The sequence below is a fragment of the Tolypothrix sp. VBCCA 56010 genome, assembly GCF_050875635.1.
Classification (GTDB): domain Bacteria; phylum Cyanobacteriota; class Cyanobacteriia; order Cyanobacteriales; family Nostocaceae; genus Hassallia.
This window is the reverse complement of record NZ_JBPAOH010000041.1, coordinates 1-19,573: the sequence shown is the minus strand read 5'-3', so window position 1 is coordinate 19,573 and position 19,573 is coordinate 1. Positions and strand designations below refer to the sequence as shown.

14 protein-coding genes are annotated in these 19,573 nt (G+C 41.3%); 3 read left to right on the top strand and 11 right to left on the bottom strand.

Features of this window, described 5'->3' with window-relative positions; all coding sequences use genetic code 11:
• The first annotated feature begins 136 nt into the window (after nt 1–136).
• Complete coding sequence (locus tag AABK37_RS16080; RefSeq protein ID WP_432552591.1) at nt 137–1,102, top strand: CHAT domain-containing protein; 966 nt, start codon at nt 137–139, stop codon at nt 1,100–1,102.
• A gap of 456 nt (nt 1,103–1,558) precedes the next feature.
• Here the strand turns inward: AABK37_RS16080 and AABK37_RS16075 are convergent, their stop codons facing one another.
• The 3 genes from AABK37_RS16075 to AABK37_RS16065 are packed head-to-tail and all read right to left on the bottom strand — an operon-like array spanning nt 1,559 to nt 3,479.
• Nucleotides 1,559–1,795: a hypothetical protein gene (locus AABK37_RS16075; RefSeq protein WP_432552565.1), complete on the bottom strand. Its 237-nt coding sequence runs from the start codon at nt 1,793–1,795 to the stop codon at nt 1,559–1,561.
• Entirely contained in the window at nt 1,792–2,562 is a 771-nt protein-coding gene (locus tag AABK37_RS16070) for an HIRAN domain-containing protein (RefSeq protein WP_432552564.1), read from the bottom strand. Before AABK37_RS16070 ends, AABK37_RS16075 begins: the two co-directional genes overlap by 4 nt.
• Nucleotides 2,559–3,479, bottom strand: coding sequence for a HipA-like protein (locus AABK37_RS16065; RefSeq protein WP_432552563.1), 921 nt, complete (start codon nt 3,477–3,479; stop codon nt 2,559–2,561). The genes AABK37_RS16070 and AABK37_RS16065 overlap by 4 nt, the downstream gene beginning before the upstream one ends.
• Before the next feature lie 267 nt (nt 3,480–3,746).
• Here AABK37_RS16065 and AABK37_RS16060 point away from each other — a divergent pair, with 267 nt between their 5' ends.
• Nucleotides 3,747–4,148, top strand: coding sequence for an STAS/SEC14 domain-containing protein (locus tag AABK37_RS16060; protein ID WP_432552562.1), 402 nt, complete (start codon nt 3,747–3,749; stop codon nt 4,146–4,148).
• Entirely contained in the window at nt 4,141–4,578 is a 438-nt protein-coding gene (locus AABK37_RS16055; protein WP_432552561.1) for an HNH endonuclease, read from the top strand. Before AABK37_RS16060 ends, AABK37_RS16055 begins: the two co-directional genes overlap by 8 nt.
• 12 nt (nt 4,579–4,590) lie before the next feature.
• Here the strand turns inward: AABK37_RS16055 and AABK37_RS16050 are convergent, their stop codons facing one another.
• The 8 genes from AABK37_RS16050 to AABK37_RS16015 form a co-directional block, all read right to left on the bottom strand.
• Entirely contained in the window at nt 4,591–5,895 is a 1,305-nt protein-coding gene (locus tag AABK37_RS16050; protein ID WP_432552560.1) for a clostripain-related cysteine peptidase, read from the bottom strand.
• 77 nt (nt 5,896–5,972) lie between these two features.
• Nucleotides 5,973–7,760 carry an Hsp70 family protein gene (locus tag AABK37_RS16045; protein WP_432552559.1) on the bottom strand — a complete coding sequence of 596 codons (1,788 nt, stop codon included), beginning with the start codon at nt 7,758–7,760 and terminating at the stop codon, nt 5,973–5,975.
• Nucleotides 7,761–7,789: 29 nt separating this feature from the next.
• Nucleotides 7,790–9,664 carry a ligand-binding sensor domain-containing protein gene (locus AABK37_RS16040; protein WP_432552558.1) on the bottom strand — a complete coding sequence of 625 codons (1,875 nt, stop codon included), beginning with the start codon at nt 9,662–9,664 and terminating at the stop codon, nt 7,790–7,792.
• Nucleotides 9,661–10,440, bottom strand: a complete 780-nt coding sequence (locus AABK37_RS16035) for a hypothetical protein (protein WP_432552557.1) — start codon at nt 10,438–10,440, stop codon at nt 9,661–9,663. The genes AABK37_RS16040 and AABK37_RS16035 overlap by 4 nt, the downstream gene beginning before the upstream one ends.
• Nucleotides 10,440–11,627 carry a CHAT domain-containing protein gene (locus AABK37_RS16030; RefSeq protein WP_432552556.1) on the bottom strand — a complete coding sequence of 396 codons (1,188 nt, stop codon included), beginning with the start codon at nt 11,625–11,627 and terminating at the stop codon, nt 10,440–10,442. Before AABK37_RS16030 ends, AABK37_RS16035 begins: the two co-directional genes overlap by 1 nt.
• A complete protein-coding gene (locus AABK37_RS16025) occupies nt 11,624–15,349 on the bottom strand; it encodes a caspase family protein (RefSeq protein WP_432552555.1) in 3,726 nt (1,241 codons plus the stop codon). Before AABK37_RS16025 ends, AABK37_RS16030 begins: the two co-directional genes overlap by 4 nt.
• Before the next feature lie 113 nt (nt 15,350–15,462).
• Complete coding sequence (locus AABK37_RS16020) at nt 15,463–16,656, bottom strand: CHAT domain-containing protein (protein ID WP_432552554.1); 1,194 nt, start codon at nt 16,654–16,656, stop codon at nt 15,463–15,465.
• The gene (locus AABK37_RS16015; protein WP_432552553.1) at nt 16,653–19,442 is read right to left on the bottom strand and encodes a protein kinase domain-containing protein; all 2,790 of its coding nucleotides are present in this window, start codon (nt 19,440–19,442) and stop codon (nt 16,653–16,655) included. The genes AABK37_RS16020 and AABK37_RS16015 overlap by 4 nt, the downstream gene beginning before the upstream one ends.
• Between the last annotated feature and the right edge of the window lie 131 nt (nt 19,443–19,573).

Below are 19,573 nucleotides of genomic sequence, written 5' to 3'. Positions count from 1 at the left end.
GATGAAAAGTTTTGCTTTTGGAGATTCGGAAGGTGCAAAAACACAGGTAGCAGGTTTACAAATAAAGAATCGGCGATTAGAAATTGCAGAAGTTAATCTATCAATTCCTGAAGCAATAACAACTTCTATCGACAGTATTGAATCAAATACCAAATTTCTAACTAACCAAGCGCAAACAATCTTAATTTTGACAGCAAATCCTAAAAATACTTCACGACTACGTTTAGATCAGGAGGTGCGAGATATTGAAGAAGGATTACAGCGGGCAAAAAAACGCGATCAGTTCGTTTTAGAATCAAGGTTGGCAGTGCGACCGAGGGACATTCAGCGGGCAATGCTGGATATCAATCCTTCTATTGTTCATTTTTCTGGGCATGGAACGGGGGATGAAGGTCTGGTATTTAAAGATGAAACAGGTTCGGTAAAGCTAGTTGATGGAGAAGCCTTAGCAGGACTGTTTGAACTGTTTGCGGATCAAGTTGAGTGTGTTGTTCTTAACGGCTGTTATTCGGAGGTGCAAGCAAGCGCAATTTCTCAACAAATTAACTATGTGATTGGCATGAACAAGGCAATTGGAGATAAAGCAGCAATTGAATTTGCTGTGGGTTTTTACGATGCTCTAGGAGCAGGAAAGCCCGTTGAATTTGCCCACAAACTTGCTTGCGCTGCAATTCGGTTAGCAGGTGTTCGAGAGCAACTAACCCCGATTCTCAAGAATAAGCCAAATATTGATGAGAAGGTTATTAAGAGCAGTTTACCTGAAGAACAGCTTACAGGAGCGAATGAACCTGCGTCTGAGCCATCTGAGGAACTAAACGATTCTGACAGAGAAATACTTACAGAACTCTTGATACGTAGTGGACGTGCAGAATATTCGGCACGAAAAGCACTTTGTATAAAAATTGGAATTGAACCAAATCAGCTTGGATTTTTAAGGCAATCAACCGATACTGACTTTGCCTTAGAGCTAATTAGTTATTTGCATAGTATAGATGACAAACAAGCTCTTTGTAAAATCTGCAAAGAACTTGAAGTTGTCTTTAAAAGAGGGAAGTACGCGGCTGATTTTGAAAATATTAAATCAAAACTAAATTGTAAATAGTCTAGTAGGTTAAAAATCTGTCTAAAATATTAAACCAAGATGAACAAGAGACATTAGAACACTTATTAAAAATGAGCTTGAAAATAAAATCACTATAAGGACGAAAAGCAGTATGTATAAGAATTGGAATAGAGGACAGCGACTTAGGACTTCTTTACAGTGCAGATCCTGACTTTGCTATTATTCTCATTAATCATTTAAATTAACAATAAGCTACACCAGTTATTTGTAAACTCTGTTGTAATGAACTAAAATCTATTTGAAAGCTCGTGCCTTTAATAAAATTATCATATGTTCTAATTGCTAATAAACATCTAACTCAGTTAACTTCATCGAACTAAGTGTTGTAGAACGATTTTTTTCTAATAACTCTTCCAACCGCGTTTTAGCTTGGGGTGAAACTTTAAAAGCAATAATTTCTTCAGGTGTAGGACGTTTAATTAAAAAATCAATAACTTATTGATAAACTGCGGGAATATCTGTAGTCTCGGTTTCAACTATTGGTTGAGAATTTATTGATAAATTTGCAACGTCTAACAATCGCCAAAGCAATTCGGTTAAACGATTTTGCAGAGGTTCTAAACATTGAGCTAATTCATCAGAAATTTGAATTGTTAATTCTGCCATATGTGATTCTTCATCGGCGCTATCTGGCTTGTCTTTTATCCTAATTATAGCTTTGCTACCCTTCAACTAGATTTTATCGCAGTCGCAATCTCAGCAATGAGAGGCTGGTATTGAGAACTGGAAAAGGGACGAAAATCATCTGGAGCATCGACACTCATTTTACACAGCAGGCGAAACTGTAGCGGTGTTGGAGGTTTATTGACACGCTCTACCTGCACCTTTAAGTGAGAATTTTGTCGAAGCAACTCAAAAACTTCTGCAAGCAAATATCGCGGACAATAACCAACAATGTAGTGGTCTTCGGTGTTTAAAATTAAAGCCTGAGAATCGTAGGGATTTTGAAATTCGTGAGCTAACCATAATTTTTCCCCACATTCAAGCTGATTAATCCGCTCAATTGCACTACCTGGCAGATGTCGCAGCCCATGCGAGAAAAAGTAAAGATGGTAATGTCCTTGTTCATCAACTTCTGGACAAGGAAAAACGGCGAGTGTATCTGTTTCTCGTTCGCCACCACTGCGGGCTAAAATTGTAATAGGGTCATTTTCATCATTCGGAATATTGAGCCACTCAATAAAACTTGAGTAATCAGGACGCGATCGCGACATTAACCGATTAGCAAATACTGGAAATAACTGAGTTGATCTATAAATCTCGTCTAAGCGCGGAAACGAAGACAAAGCTTTAAAAGCAGATTTCTCTTCAGCCTCTTTTACACCTTGGGTATAGACAAATTGATAGATACCTTGGTCAAATGTCAACCGACCAATGGGGAACCAAAAGCGACCAATAGGGTCTTGCCAAGCTAAAAATAATGTTTTCGTTGTCTTCAAGATAGTGTTTCCCTCAAGGTAAGTAGCCTGTGTTTATTGATTTCCAGAATGGATTGAGCAAAATTACTGCCTTCGGGAGAGATAAGCGAGCGGTTAATAGGATTAAAAATATCTAAAATATTGGCTTTGGAAATATTTTCAAGTCGCGCCAACCACACACAAGCAGCTTCGGGATAGCGATTAGCAACCAGTGAGAACACATCAAAAGTTTTAAGAGTCTTTCTATCATTAACACTGCCATAAAACGCTGAGAAACATTTGTTTGCATAAGCCTCAACTGAGCGTTTCTGTCTTTGAGAGTTAGAGAGGTCGCGTCCTAAACTTGAAGCATGGTCGTAAGTAGGTGCGAGGTGTTCCGTTTCTTCTGAAGTCGATGCTGTTTTCATTCGGACAATCCCCCAGTTTTCGTGGTGGCGATCGCCATTACCAATCCACGCATCTAGCAGAAGATAGCCAACAAACACATCTACTGCTGTTTGGATACCAGAGGGCGGTGCCCAATCAATGGGTAAATTTATAGATTCACGTGGAATCACCCTCAGCACTACATCTATTGTATGTTGTGATATGCCATAAGTCCCAAACGCAGGATAGTTCGGCACAATTGAGGAAAGAAGTTCGTTACCATGAACAAGCGTCCCCCCTTGTGGTAAAAAGTTGGGTGAGACGACACCGCGCGAGCCTTCCCAAGTCGAAGCCAATTCATAAACAGCATGGGGAAGTCCCAATAGTTCACATAATTCTGATGCGACTTTTTCTGCCCAATCTTCTCCCAGGTTTTCTCGGCTTTGCTTATAGAGACAACGACCAAGTTCTTCGTGGTAAAACCAAAACTTATATTTGCTACCTAAAGTTTCATTCGAGGATGCTTCATAAGCTTGTTGTGTGACAAGTAGGATTGGGAATTGGGAGGCCATAAATAAGAGCGTTAGCGTATAGCTTTCCGCAGGAATCGCACTTTCTCCACATTGCAACAAAATAATGTTACATTTTTCCTGTCAAACTCGGTCAAAATGTTTTACTTTCGCTTGACACCCAGTATTTTCTTTGGAGATACCTTCAGTGCTAACCACATACAAGCGGCTTCAGGACAACTTCAAGCAAACTGCTGGAAAACATATGTTCTAGGGCTTCCCACAGCTTAGGATAAAATTATTGATAAATTAGCAGGCAAGAGGCAGATAATGTCAATCGTCAAAGTTGAAGTACAATTATCTTCAGAAGAGTTGCTCAAAGCAGTTGAGCAATTAAACTTGTCTGAATTAGAACAATTTGTATCGCAAGTTATTATTTTACAAGCGCAACGTAAAGCTACTAAACTGCCGCAAGCAGAAGCGGAATTATTACTCAAAATTAATCAAGGTATTCCTGCAAATCTTCAGAGAGATTACAAAGAATTGATGACTAAACGAGATGATGAAATTCTCACAGAATATGAGTATCAAAAATTATTACAATTAACTGATGAAATAGAAAAAATCCAAGCACAGCGTATAGAAAATTTAGCAGAATTAGCACGTATGCGTGGAATTTCACTGACTGCATTGATGGAAAACTTAGGCATTCACGCAACAAATCATGTCTGAAAATAGAGTGACAGCGCAGCAAAAAAAGTTTGTGGTTAAGCGAGCTAATGGATGTTGCGAATATTGTAGAAGCCAAGAACGCTTTGCTGTTCAAGCTTTTTCTGCCGAGCATATTATTTCCAAGAATCAAGGTGGAGAAACGAATCTAAATAATTTGGCTCTTTCTTGTCAGGGTTGCAACAATCACAAATATAATAAAGTCCAAGGTGGTGACCCAGTAACTGGTGAAACTGTACCTTTGTATCACCCACGTCAACAATTATGGAATGATAATTTTGCATGGAATAATGATTTTACATTAGTTATTGGTTTGACTTCAACAGGGAGAGCTACGGTAGAAACCCTACAGTTGAATCGAGAAGGAGTTGTGAATTTGCGCCGAGTATTATACGCAATGGGGGAACATCCTCCAGGGAATGTTAATGATTGATAACAATTTTGACTATTTGTTCAGCAACTGCAAAAACTCCCCCCACCCACAACCAGCAAAATCCGATCGCTCATAAAATTGAGAATAACCCCTCACTGGAGAATAAATTGACAACCCCTTCACACGCTCAAATCTTACCCCTGAAGTAACATTTGCCAAAATTAACTGCGGTTCCACTTCAATAATCATCAAATCCATTACTTCATCAATCACCTTGGTCAATTCATCACTATCACCAGCATATTTATCCCGTAACACCTTCAAAAAGTCATATAAATCTACAAAATCCTTATCATCAAAACGCACTGCCTTACGTTGAGCATGAAATAGTGCATTCTCAGTATAAATATCTGACTCCGCAATCAATTGGCGCAAAACAGCCGCCAATCTTTCTAACACCTCAGCTAGTTTCTCAACCACCCTCAAATTAGTCGCTGATTGAGTAATTTGAGCTACACTACCCCGCCATTCTCCTTCGTAGTAACGCCCATACTCTCGTACAATTAACTTTGCCAACGCCGCTGATGTCATTTCTGGATGGGCGGTTAAATTCTGCAAAATTGCTGTGTAGGGATAACCTGTTAGGGGTTCTACCTCTTGCGATGCAACCATATAATTAGCATTTGTTCGCAACTGGTAAGCCACTTCCACCATGCCCATTAAACAGGCATCCATGCCAATTAAGCTAACTTTTTTACCCGTAATCGCTTCTGCTTCCTGAAAAGCCTGCTGAAGTTTGGCATTATCCAGGAAGTCTAATGATGAATCATCAAAAGCGATCGCCCGCGAATCTTCATCCTCCAGTTGCAGCACTTCCGTAATTGAGGAAAGGAAAAAAGCACGAGACAACCGTCGATGATTTCGGGTAAGCGATCGCACTTCATCTTCACTCGCCTGCACCTGAACACCACGCGATCGCGCAAAAGCATAGATGTCATCTTCTTTCCAGCCAGTACCGTGATTCCACAAAATTACCGCATAGTTTTCTGCGGGATAATTCTCAATTCCCCAAACAATAAAATCTCGTAATGCGCGAGGATCGCCCATGTTCTGCTCTGCGATATTCTCAATTTGCCTGGATTCTTCTAAAGGGCGAATATATATACGGTATGTGTGTTCGCGGTCAGATAGAGTATCAAACTGTACCAAAACAGCCACATCTGGAGTAGACCCGACAGCTTCCATTTCTGCAATGTCTTGATAGCCTTGTGCTTCCATCGGAGCCATCAAGCGTTTTCCTTGAAGTTGCTCGAAAACCTTACCATTGTCCCCAGCCATGTAAACCATCACAGTCCAGCGACGATTATTTTGAGTCATGTTTGAACATTCTACGTTTAAAGTTTCTTATTTTTATACAAATTTATCGCTGCGATTACCGAAAATTCCACAAACTGTTAATTGATTATTTTGCTTTTAAGTTCGGTAAGTAGTTCCTCTGCTTGGTTGACATCGCGGCTATTAATAGCTGCTTTCAAGTTTTCTAAAGTTTCTAACAGTAGATTGTCAGATGTTTTATCTTGATTAATCACACGTTGCAGTCGGATTATTTCTTCTTCTAACTGAAAAATCCGATTGGTAACAGCGTCTTCATTTTCATGCACTTTCGCTTCTTCAAGTTTCTGGTCTACCTCTTGTTGAGTCAAGCGGTAAAAGCGGTCAAATGTCTTCTCTACAGGTTGCCCATCAGTAGTGATATCTTCCGCCAAAACATGGAGAATACCATCGTGGTCAACTTTGAACATACAATTAACCCGAACTTCCCCAGCCGGACGAGTAGTTGCTAGGTTAAGAACCACTTCACCAATAAATTCATTGTCCCCTGCAATTGGTCGTTCACCTTGATAAATGCGGAAGCGGATACTTTCTTGTCCGTCGCGCTGAGTAGTAAAAGCTTGGGAACCCTTGCGCCACTTGGTAACTGGTATCGGTTCATTAGCACGAATAATCGCATCCATCTTGCTGTTAGCTAACTCAATTCCCAAAGACAAGGGTGTTATGTCCCAGAGTTTCACCTCCTCCCGAAGATAACCACATAATCTTGCCCCCTGAACCGCCGCACCTCTAGCTACAGCTTCATCTGGATTTACAGAGTCGTTGATTGTCCAACCGTAGCGATCGCGTAATGCTTTCTTGATAGCGGGTAATCTGGTTTGTCCACCAACCAATAATACTTGGTCAATGTCTGTTGCTTGCAACTTTGCTTCTTTCAAAGTCGCATCGCAGATATCTAACGTGCGTTTGATAAAAGGTTGCATAAGTTTTTCTAACTCAATACGAGTTAATGTTGCTTCTAGCCCCAAATACTGTTTTTCTACAGCAAAAAGATTTAGAATACTAATTTGATACTCTGTGGCTTGGGTCAGGGCAATTTTGGCAATTTCTGCTGTTTTTCTGAATTGGGAACGCAAGCTATTATCTTCTGCAATAGGTAAATCTACACCATGCTGCTGCTTGAACGCTTTCTTCATCCAACTCATAATTGCTAAATCTAAATCATCCCCACCTAAATGGGTATCGCCACTGGTAGCTTTTACCCGAAACAAACCCTTTTCAATCCGCAGAATTGAAATATCAAATGTACCACCACCCAAGTCATACACCGCGACTGTTTGGGGTTCTGTACCCAAGCCAAACGCTAAAGCCGCAGCCGTTGGTTCATTAATTATTCGGGGAACTCGCAACCCAGCTAATTCTCCGGCTTCTTTGGTAGCCTGACGCTGAGACTCGCTAAAATAAGCCGGAACAGTAATGACAGCTTGGGATATTGTTTTACCCAAAGCTGCCTCAGCATCTTCCTTCAGCTTACGCAAAATTTGAGCAGAAATCTGCGGAGGTGTAAAAATTTCTTCGCCTACACGGACAGCAACTTTGCTCTGCTGCATTTCTGCAATAGTGTAGGTAACTTGGGTTTGGTCGATGCGTACCCGTTCGTCACGAAAGGTACAGCCCATGAAGCGTTTTACAGAGTAGATGACTTGACTGGGGTGAGTGGTGATGAAACCCAAAGCTGATTTACCGACAATGGGTTGATTTGTTTGGGTATCGAACATCACAACAGAGGGAGTGAGGCAATCGCCTTCTGAGTTGGATAAAACTCTCGCCTGTCCTGTGTCTGCTTCCCAAATCGCAATGGCTGAATTGGTTGTCCCTAAATCAATTCCTAAAATATCTACCTCACTCACCGTCTACTCCCCTTTCAATTTTAGATTTTTTAATATGTGTAGCAACTTAAACCAGAAGGTGTACCTACCCATAATTTAGTCTCTTTATCTTCACCAGTGCTGATGGTCAGTGCTGTGACTCGATTTGCCCCTAAGCCACTATTGTGGATGTTAAATTCGTTGATTTTCCATCTATTGCCCTGACTTAGGAGACAAAATAACCCCTTATCTGTCCCAACCCATAAACTGCTATTGTTCTTATCCCATACCAAAGCTGTTATGATTCGGTTCTCAAGCTCAGGTATTGGTTCCCAGTTGTCAACATTACCTACGTACAATCCCTGACTTGTACCCACCCAAACCTGTTCCGACTCATCTCTATTAATTGCTAGTAGCAAGCGAATTTCTGCACTGCCTAAGTTACCAGTAATTGGAGTCAGTCGTTTTGTATCAGTTTTATATAACAACAATCCTGCCGAAGTACCTAGCCAAACATGGTCTGTGACAGCTTGGGCAATTGCTTGCAGCCATCCCCTCACAAGCAGTTCCTTGTTATAAATTACTTGTACCCAAGCTAAATCTTTGTACTGATAAAGACCATCTAACCCAACAGCCCAGTAGCGATCGCTTCCAGCAGTTAGGGTTAAAATCGGTTCAGAAATATTGGGCGCGGTTTGGAGTTCATTCTGCTGTTTTAAGCTATGTAAACCGCTACTCCAACTCGCAACCCAAACAGTTTCTTGGTCTTGGCTGGTGATGATAGCGCGGATATCTTGGCTGGCAAGTTGTCCATAACGCCGCCAACTTTCGGTAAATAAGTCATAACGAAATAAACCTAGTGCCGTACCAATCCATAAAATAGAACGGTCTGCAAATTGCTGTACTGACAGTGCTTGCACTAAACTGCTGAAAGTGGGTGGAGATTTTTCGCGGGAAGCTAACCCAATGACATCAGGGGGATTGTCCGTTAAGTGCAAGAGTATTTGTTTGTTCTCTCCGCGCAATAGTCCATCATGAGTACCAATCCATACCTGATCGTCTCTACCAGCTAGCAAGCTGGTAATAGGTGCATTAAATCGCTTTTCTGTCAAGGGTGTCCAACCAGTTTCTGTTGCTAAACCCACCTGTCCGCCACAAGCTACCCAAACTCCTTGCGGATGGGGAGATAGGGCAGTAACTTCACCAGGATATGTAGTATCAATTTTGTGCGGTTTGTTCGTTGATAAGTCAATGCGTACCAGTCCGCGAAAAGTTCCTAACCACAGGTTTTCACCTTGACGAGCTAGTGTGAGAACATCTGGCTGCACACTGTCGGTAGTACGCATCCAGCTAGCATTTTTGTAATTATAAACGCCTTGAGCATTGCACAGCCAAATATCATTTTCGTTGGCGATCGCGATCGCTCTCGGAGGAAAACCAGCAGGGGGTAGTTCTATAGCGGGTTTGCGGTCTGGAGTGTTGATAGCATAAATACCGCTAGCAGTTCCAGCCCAAAGTTTACCAGTAGAGTCCAGGGTCAAACAACTTACCTTTACCTCGCCCAGGATGCGGTAAGGTCGCCAAGTATCATTTTTTAGATAATAAATTCCAAAATGTTCGTGAGCAGCCCAAACTTGACCCGCACCATCTACGGCAACTGCTAACACTGAGTTACCTGGCAAACCATGTTCGCTGGCGTATCTCACAAATCGGTTTAATTCCAGCTTCCAGTGCAGTATCCCTCCCCCAGTCGCCAACCATAAATCTCCGTGCGTTGGGTCAAAAGTTAAAGAGCGCACATGGCGCTGACTTGCCAAGTTACTCCATTCTAAAAACGCTTTATCGCTAGGTTGTTCCTGTTGCGGTGCAGTATCAGCAACGGGGATGGGCAAATCTTCTCCCCCTACTGGTACTGGTAAATCAAGTTGGTAGTCTTTACTACTCATAATCTGTTAGTGCTGGTGATGCGCCCCCACTCCTCTTTTAATTTGTCTAACTCAGCTTGTAATTCGTAATTCTGGTCTTGCTGCTGTTCGATACATTGATTGAGAAAATTATGCCAGTGTTCTTGACTTTTTTGCTGTTGCTGCCAAAGTCCGTAACGTGAATCTTTATACAAACGTTCTGTTGCTTGTTTTAAATTTTGTAGCTGTCGGTTTAACGCATTCTCCCAAATCTTCAGACGTTGGTATTGCTGTGTCAAGTTTTCTTGGGAATTACGAGTTATCCAAACTACTCCCCAAGGTAATTCTTCTAAAACATCGGCTAAACTAGCGGCAGCGTCACTGCATAAACCCTGGAGATTAGCCAGTAACTCTGCATCCTCAGCGTTGACATCAGGATCTAGTAACCGAAAAATATGCTCTAGTAGCATATCTTTATCAATCGCTTCTGGGTCTTTTAAACTAAATTCTGTTGTTTGTTCTTCATTGTAGAGAAAATTATCGTTTCCCACATCCTGCTGTTGCGTGTAGTCTTCATCCTGGGTGAAACGTTGAATTTGGCTGCGAAGGAAGGCAATTTCTGCTTGTAAGCGCATTGACTGACGACGTAATGCACCTACTACCGCCTGAAATTCGTTGTAAGCTGTTGCGAGATTTGTTTCCAATGGTGCAATTGTCTCCCGTGCAGTAGTAATTGAGGAGCGCAGTTGTTGCAGTTGCGTCAGTAAGTTATCTAATTCTGCTTGGGTAATTGCTGAGGTAGATGGATAGTTTCTCATCAGGCGACACCTACTGTAGCCAAGGGTTGAGTTAGTCGATAGTAAGCAGGACTGTAAAGACCATAAGCCAGACCTAAAGGATTATTATACTCCTCTATAAAATATCTGCGGGTAGCTTGTAGGGCTTCCCCAATTGTCATTTGTTTATCTATAAAAAAAGTATAAAATTGTTGAGCAAAAGCCGCAGCAAAACGGTCGGGAACGGGACAAGCAGTTGCAATTACTGCCTCTGCACCCCGCTTGATAAACATTTGGGGTAAGTTAAAAGTTTTGCGTAATGCATCAGTACCACCTGCTGACTGACAGGCATTTAGGAAAACTAATGGTTGGCACTGAAATTGTTTATCTTCTTTTACCAAAATGAAAGATATAGCCCCTAATTGAATCACTAAAGGTTCGCCTTCTTGTCCTTCATCGTTTAACAAAGTAAATAGCAGCGTATCAATATCTAGTTCTTCTGACAGACAATGACATGCAAAATGCAAAATGTTATGGTTAGCTTCTATGAAATAATCAAGTAGGTTTTCTCCACTTTCAACCCCTATTAATTTCCCTGCTGCCGAAAGAAGAGAGCATCGGCTATTTTGGTAACTGCGAATCAGTTTTTGAATTAGCAGCCATTCATTTTGATGAGCTTCTCGCAGTCGATGATGCAGACAAAACATCATATCTAATGGTGTGGTTCTGTCTGCCAAAAAACGAGAGATATCTTTTTCGGGAGTAAGAATTCGAGCCGGAGTGTAGCGCAGCCCCCAAAACATTTCTGGATTAGGTTCTTGGTAATTATCCCCTGCATACAGTACTTCCCAAGGAAAAAGTACCCTCTCAGATATAAAGGTGGGCGCTGGGATTTCACTACCCATCATCTTACAACGACCCTCGATAATTTCACGAGAGCCTTCCTCTTCAAAAAATCTGCGGTAAGCTGCTAAACCCCACTTTGCCAGTTCTCTCATTTCTTGATGGCAAATTTCTGCATCTAATTTGATACTTTTGGCTTGATTAATTGCTTTTTCTAGCCTCCAAAAAGACTCTAAAACATTATTTGTAAATCTCAGAAGTTCCTCATCAGTGGCAGTTATATTAAACTTTTGCCAACCAATATTATAATAATTTTCTTTAGGGATTACAATTGGTAAAAAAGATGCCATTGTTTGATGGCGAATAGCGCTACTAATACCGCTCATTCCTCCCTCCCGTTCTCTATGTTGAGAGAGAAATTTAAGCTATGAATTGGTCGCATTCCATCTGCAAAATATACCTGAACTAAAGCTGACGTTTCAGTAATTTCATTAGGTACAGCCAGGGTAAACCAGCCTAAATAATCACCTTTGGCAGTAAGTGTCATTGTGATAGGCAAATCTGGAATCACTTGCAGACCATAGGTTACGATGTGTACCTGTAGATTTTCAAAGACGAGATGCTCTGCTACTTCGATGACTCTATCTTCATGCCACACAGGGGGGTTTCTTCGCAGAGTAACACGAAAACGAGCGATCGCACCGGGGGGCAATGGGTCATCAATTTCCCGTCCTATAGGTTCGACAATGGCATAACCATCACCAGGAACGGGACGGTAAGGACGCGCCATTGGGTCGCCAAAAAGAACGTAGGCTAGCCAGTCAAGGGAATCAGGTGCAGCTGCACGGGCTAACTGACGGCTAGTATAAAAAGCTTCGCCCAAGGAAGCGCCAGCCCACAGACGATTGTAGAAGCTACTAATAAAGGCAGCTTCTACTGCTGGTTCTACAGCCCAAAGGGAACCTGTGAAGCCGCTACATCCAGCGCGGATAAAGGCGGATGCCCATGTGTTTTCTAATGCTGTCAATTCTGAAGTATCGGTTTTCACGTAACTCAAGGTTACAAATGGACGATTGCGCCGCAGGTTTAGTTTGGCGGGACGCATTTGGAGTTCTATGTCTTCTGTGTCGTTGATATTATCTAAGGTTACAGGAGCGTTACGAAGGTTGGCTGCATCTGAGGATTGACTGTAGCGAATTAAATGCAAACCCCGTATAGCTTCAGTGGAATCATGCAATACACCTGCTGGTAAAGGCTGGGGTGGAGGTGCGCCGTGTGCTTCCAGGAGGGTAGCCCAGAGTTGGGGTTGTTCGACGTTGGCGTAATGAGCGATGTCAACTGTACCTACAGGAAACTCGTAGGGTCTGGTGTCGTTTAATTCTTGTAGCCATCGGCTAATGATGAAGCGATCGCCTAAAAATCTTTGACCATCATATAATAATTCCCAAGGTATCCAAGCTTCTTGGTCGGCGATAATTAAAAGTGTAAAAGTAGAATTTTGGGGTATTAAACTGCGAAACTCGTTTTGTAATTCTGTGGGGAAGACTTGCTCAAATAAGTATTGACCAAGGGAAATTAAACGAGATTTTCCCTCAGTTGGTAAACTACCGGATGTATTTTCGAGTGTAGTTGCTAACAATCCCCGCGTCTGTTCTAACCAATTGGTTGAAAGTGAGTCTGATGTATACATGTTGTTACCGGGAAATACTGAAGGGAACCGGAAACTTCTGAGTTGGTATTGGAATTTACAGGTGGAGTTTGTTTCATTCCAAATTGTTTGAATGCGGAGGATAAAATCTGGTTGGGGGACGGGACGGGGTTGGGTGGTTATGCATTGAGGGATGAAGGTTGCTTCGTCAATTTCAGCGACTTGAATTTGAGTTTCTAGTTTTGTCTCGAAGGTGTCCCCTCGGTAGAGTTCAGCGGTGATGGTGGCGTTACCTGGGCGAAGGGCTGTGAGGCGGAAGCGGGCGGTTTGGGTTTCTTGCACTGTGTAGGTATCGAGGGGTAGGCTGGCGGTGTTGTCGCCGTTGATTTGGAAGCCTGGAGCGTTGATGATGAGGTTTAGTTCGTTGGCGATCGCTTCCTCATAAGGAATTTCAAGTAGATAGGAACTATTATTATCTGCACGGGGTTGGTTTTGATGTAAAGTAATGTCTAACTCTTCACCTACAGAAACTACGTTTTGTGATACGTCTAACCATAAATCATAAGTTAACGATTCTTGTAACAGTGATAACTTTTTTGTTTCTACTAGCAGGCGACTGGTAATAATTATCGGTTCACCATAATTTGCAAAAATAGGACGTTGAGGTAATAATAGGCGTTCACGATTAAGGAAATCTACTAAATTATGGTTAGTAACAAAGTTTTCTTTCTTAGGCTCTAAACCTTTGAGTAGTGCAGTTGTGAATACACCATGTTTGTTATCAGGTGTTTGATATGAATCCTCAAACTCGCGTGAACTAGCAATAAAACAACTACTGTATGTCTTATTTTTATTCCAAGCATCTACTTCATCAAAATTTAATAATTCTCCACTATGAGAACAATCTAAAATTATAATTGGCTGTCTAACTTTACTTTCTTGTAGCAATCGGCGTAGCCATTGTAGAGATATTCCATACAATCCTTTGCTAGGACTTGCATCACTAGTAGCCAAATATCCTTCTGATATTCCTCTGGTCTTACGTAGTCCGTGTCCAGAAAAATATAGTAATGCTGTATCTGCTGGTTTACGACTTTCTGGGAGAAACAAATTAATTATTGCTTCCTCTAACTCTTGTGCTTTCACAGGTATGTTTGGGTCTACCTGCAATTTTCCATCAATATTGGTAACTGGTAAGCGTCTTACTAAAAAATCACCGTAGGCTTCCAGAAGTTGAGCAACAGCTTCTGCATTATAAGCAGGGGCTTGAAGATGGTGAGCCTTTGCTGTCAGTGAATTTTTAAGAAAAGGATACCGATTTATTCCAACAATCAATGCATCTCTAGTACCTACCAAAATATTCTGTTCTTCAGATAGCCTGGTCAACTCTTGTAGTAGGATTTTACCAGATTCACCACTACGAAATTGTTTCAAATCATCATTATCCAGCAGCAGTGTTAAAAAAGCTGTTATGTCATTTTTATTTATTTGCTGCTGTGTTTTGAATAGTTGTAATATGAGTCCAGCATCCTCTGGATTATTCTTCAAATGCAATACAAATGAATGCCAGTTTTTTAACTGAATAATTGAATTATAAAAATCCTCCTTTAACTTTGCACGCTCCAATTCTAATTGGATGCGTTGATTATCCAAGTCTTGCTTAAGCTTTTCTAGTTCATTTTTTTCTTGAGATGTTATCTCGTTTTCATAATCAACAGTTTCCTTTAGTTTTAGCTTGTTTCTCTGAGTTGGATTACTAACAGGTGCTTTAGCCACTACAATCTTGTAACCTTCTCCAATAGGATAAAATTGTGGTGTCATTGCCGGAGCAGCTTCTTGCACTTTGTTACTCGCGTATTCATGCAATCCATATAATGCAATCCATCCATCTCCATCGTGATCTGCCGCTCCGGTTTCAATACCCTCAACTAGATAATGAGTATATATTGATTCTTCCAATCCTTGTTGCTCAAACGAAAACTGAGTTGATGTGGAAGAAGTAAGGAAAGCCATTTCTGTACGACTGATGTTTACCCCTTGAGCAATCGCGCCGCTAAAAGAAGAATCCAGAATAACCACTATTCTTTTGGATTTACTCTCATAAATATTTTCTTGTAAAAAACTAGCTGCTATTGCTGTGTGCCTTACTAATCTCCCGTTGTTTTTACGGGTAATACTGGTTGACATATAAAATTTACCCGCTTCGTCTTTCAGCCCATGACCAGAAAAGTAGAATAATAGTAAGTCCTCTTTTTTACAATTAGCAAACAGTTCGTAAATGGCATCCTCCATCTCTTGTCTTTGGGGATTGAGCAAGGTTGTAACCAAATTAAAATTGCCTAGTTCAGGATTTTCCAATACACGTTGCATTGACTCAACATCTTTGATGGCGCTAGGTAATGGATTTAATCCTGCGTCCTCATATTTAGCAACTCCTATTAGCAGCGCAACTTTCGCCATTTACAACTGTTCTCTCCATAAATTGCAAAATTAACTAGAAAATTTTTAGATATTAATAACACGTTTTATTTAAATAAATAAATACTTACTAAATTACAATACAGTGTTCACACTCACCCCACCCTATAACTCGCAGGACTATAAACACCATAAGCCAACCCCAACGGATTATTAAACTCCTTCAAAAAATACCGTCTCGTTGCACGTAATGCCTCCCCAATTGTCAGAATTTTAACGACTTTATCCCCAGTTACTTCATCCATCACCACCATCCCCCGCAGAAAAAACTCATAAAACACCTTCGCAAATGCAGCCGCAAACATATCCGGTACAGGACAAGCTGTAGCAATCACAGCTGCCGCACCATGCTGAATAAACACCTTGGGTAAATTGAAAGTCCTCCGTAACTCATCCGCACCCCCAGCCGACTGACAAGCATTAAGAAACACCAATGGCTGACAGAGAAATTTCCCCTGTCGCAACAAAAATTTGTAAGTTTCTAACTCTAAAACCAAGCCATTTTCTACAATATCCTCATCTTTAATAAAAGAAATCAGCAGTTTATCCCCCCGCCTACTCTCCTTACAATGGCAAGCAAAATGCAACATATTGTGGCTAGCTTTGTAAAGATACTTGAGTAAATCATCACTTAAGGGATCGCTGGATTTATCATTTGTCAAATTGCAAGCTGTCCCCAGCAATGTAAAACGGTCTTTTGCTGTCACCCTCACCAACTTTTCAATTTCTGGTCTTTCGTTTTTATGAGCATAAAGCAACCTGTGATGCAAGCAAAATAACATATCTGAAGGTTGGGCTTGCTCCAAGACATAATCTGCGATATCTTTTTCTGGGTTGAGAATCCGAGCCGGGGTGTAGCGCATTCCCCAAAACATTTCAGGGTTTCCCTGTTCATAGTCCTCTTCAGTTCCCTCAAACAAAACCTCCCAAGGAAACGGCATAACTTCAGAAACAAAGGTAGGAGCAACATTTTCATTTAGGCGACTGGTGAGGATTTTATTTGGTCTATCTTCACCAAAAAATGCTTGATAAGCAGTCCGTCCCCATTCAGCTAATTTGATTAAATATTGATTGCACAAACCCTCGTCTAGTGCGAGGGTTTTTTCTTTATTAAGAGTTATTCTTAAAGTATCAAAACAATCTAAAATTTCTTCGGTCAGCACTTCCAAAACTTTATTATCAGGTTTAGGAAAGCTCCACCGACCAATTGAGTAGTAATCTTTATCGATTATAATTTCTAAGCAAGAACTAGCCAAATTTACACCAACTGGACTGCCAATTCCTCTCATTGCGCCTCACCGTCCTGCTTAACAATATTCAGTGCAAAACGCAAATTGTGAACAGGTTCTATCCCGTCCTCAAAATAAACCTGAACTAACACTGAGCGAGTTTCCATCTCAGCAGGGGCAGTAAGCGTAAACCAACCTAAATAATCTCCGGTAGCTGTGCGTGTCATAAGTATTGAATCACCAGGAGTAACCTGCAATCCGGACGTGACGATAAAAACACGTAAATCATCAAAACTTAAATCTTCAGCCACTTCCATTAATCGATTCTCGTACCATACAGGAGGAGTACGGCGCAGGCTAACGCGAAACCTTACTGTGCTTCCTGGGGGTACTGGGTCGTCAATTTCTTGACCTATAGGTTCCACAACCGCGTAGCCCTGTCCCTGTACTGGTCGGTAAGGACGCGCCATTGGGTCGCCAAATAATACATAAGCCAGCCAGTCCAAGGATTCTGGTACAACGGTTTTAGCCAATCTGCGAGCCGTTTGGAACGCCACACCCAAAGTTTGCCCTGCCCAAATGCTGTTATAAAAAGCACTAACAAAAGCTGCTTCCACATTCGGTTGCACCGCCCAGAGGGAACCAACAAAGGCGCTACAACCTGCTCTGACAAAGGTAGAAGCCCAGGTTTGCTCTAATGCTGTTAATTCCGGTTGTCCTGCATTTAGATAACTCAAAGATACAAGGGGATGATTGCGACGCAGACTCAGCTTGGCTGGTTGCACCTCACGCTCAATATCCTGAATATCGCTACTGCTATTCACCCGCACTGGCGCATCCTGGCGGTTTGTTGTGTCCACAGATTGACCATAGCGAATTAAATGCAAGCCACGTATTGATTCAAACAAAGTAATATCATTAAATATACCAGCTTGCATGGAAATAGGTGGCGGCGCTCCTGATGAGTGCAAAAGCTCAGTCCAAAGTTCCGGTTGTTCCACACTAGCATAATGGGCAACATTCACCGCACCCACAGGAAACTCATAGGGTCGTGATTTTTCTAACTCCCAAAGCCATCGGCCAATAATAAAGCGATCGCCTAAAAATTTCTGCCCATCATGCAACAGTTCCCAAGGAAACCAAGCATCCTGGTGAGCTAATATCAGTAAAGTGAAAGGCTGATTAAAACTGGCTATGGTGCGAAAGGTATTTTGCAGTTCTTCTGGAAGTAAGGAATGAAACAGGTAATGACCGAGAGAAACAAGGCGAGAACGGAAATCTTCTCTAAGGCTACTTGCTACTTCTTCAAGGGTGGTTTTTAATAATGAGTGCGATCGCTCGACCCAAGTAGCAGATAAAGACTGTGAGTTGTAGTCAACGTCATCCGCGAATAGCAGGCGTGGTTGATAGCTATCGATGTGATAATTGAAAGTACAAGCGCAGATATCTGCGTTCCAAGTAGTACGCACTTGGAGAATTATATCTGGTTGGGGAACGGGACGCGATCGGGCGGCAATAAGTGGGCGTAGTTCTGTTTCTTCAAATGCGGTAACTTCTACTTCGGTTTCGAGGGTTGTTTTATAGGTTTCTCCACAGTAAAGTTCTGCTTTGATTTTCGTTTTGCCTGGACGCAGGGCGGTAAGATTGAAAGTTGCGGTTTGGGTGATATTGGCGGTGTCGGGGTCAATGGGTAAGCTTGTGGTGTTGTCAGCGTTAAATTGAAAGCCAGGGGCAGTGAGAAATATGTTGAGTTCGTTTCCAGTGACTTCGTTGTGGGAGATTTCTAGGATGTAGGTTGTGTTGTTGTCATTTAGTAAGGTGAGACAAATCGCAACTTCTAATTCTCCACCAATTAGTAATGAATTTGATGATACATTCTGTAATAAACTATATGCTACAAATTTAGATTCAAACTCAGGTGACAGCTTGATTGTTTGATAATAATTGGTCAGTTGTCGAATAGCTTGCAATACCTCAGTGGCAGATTGATAGCGTTCTCTAACGTTAACAGCCAACATTTTTTGCAAAATTTCAGCAAGTTCATTGCTAACATCTACGTCATAGAGCCACACCCCTGCCGTATTAGTCTCCAACTGACGCGGTAATTTGCCAGTTAACAAATAAACACAAGTGACCCCAAGAGCATAGATATCACTAGCATAAACCGAGCGCCCTGCCATTTGCTCTGGTGCTGCAAACCCAGGGGTTCCGATAATCAAAATTGACTGATTGGAAGTCAGCAATAATGCTATTCTAAAGTCTATTAAACATAGACTACCATCTTGCTTACGACGAACTATTTGAGTAGGGTTAATATTTTGGTGAATTACCTGTTGACTATGAACATATTCTAAGATTGGCAGAAAATCTTGAAGAAAATCTATGATATTAACTTCGCTCAATAAACCAGATTTTTGTAATTCTTGCTGTAGTGTATGACCATCAATATAGTCGCAAACTAGATAAGAAGCTTCTTGAAATTCAAAATAATCTAAAAGTCGGGGCAAATTGGAGTGATGGCCTATTTTACCTAAAATTATGGCTTGGTTCTCAAATTGTAATTTTGCAGAATGCAAAATGGATGTATCTTTATTCAGTATAATAGTTCTATTTTTAGATAAAAATTGTTTAAATATGGCGATTGGTTCACCTGGTAGAGCTTCATCTTTAATCAAAAATTGATTAATCAATTCCTCAAATTCTGGAGGATATAATGCAAAATCATTATCATTATCTTGGTCACTGAAAATTTTAATAATTCGATAGCGTCCTTTGATTAACTCACCTATAGATAAAGTATCTGGAGAATTTGTAAGTATGGTATCTATGGAATCTGAATTATCCAATGATATATTATTCCAAAAAAATTCATAACTAGTACAGGGTGGCGGAAATAAACCGACCATTTTTGTGAGAGACTAAGCAAGAAGGGTCAAAACCCTTATGGGTAGTTTTTAAGGAATCAAGGTGTGGCAAG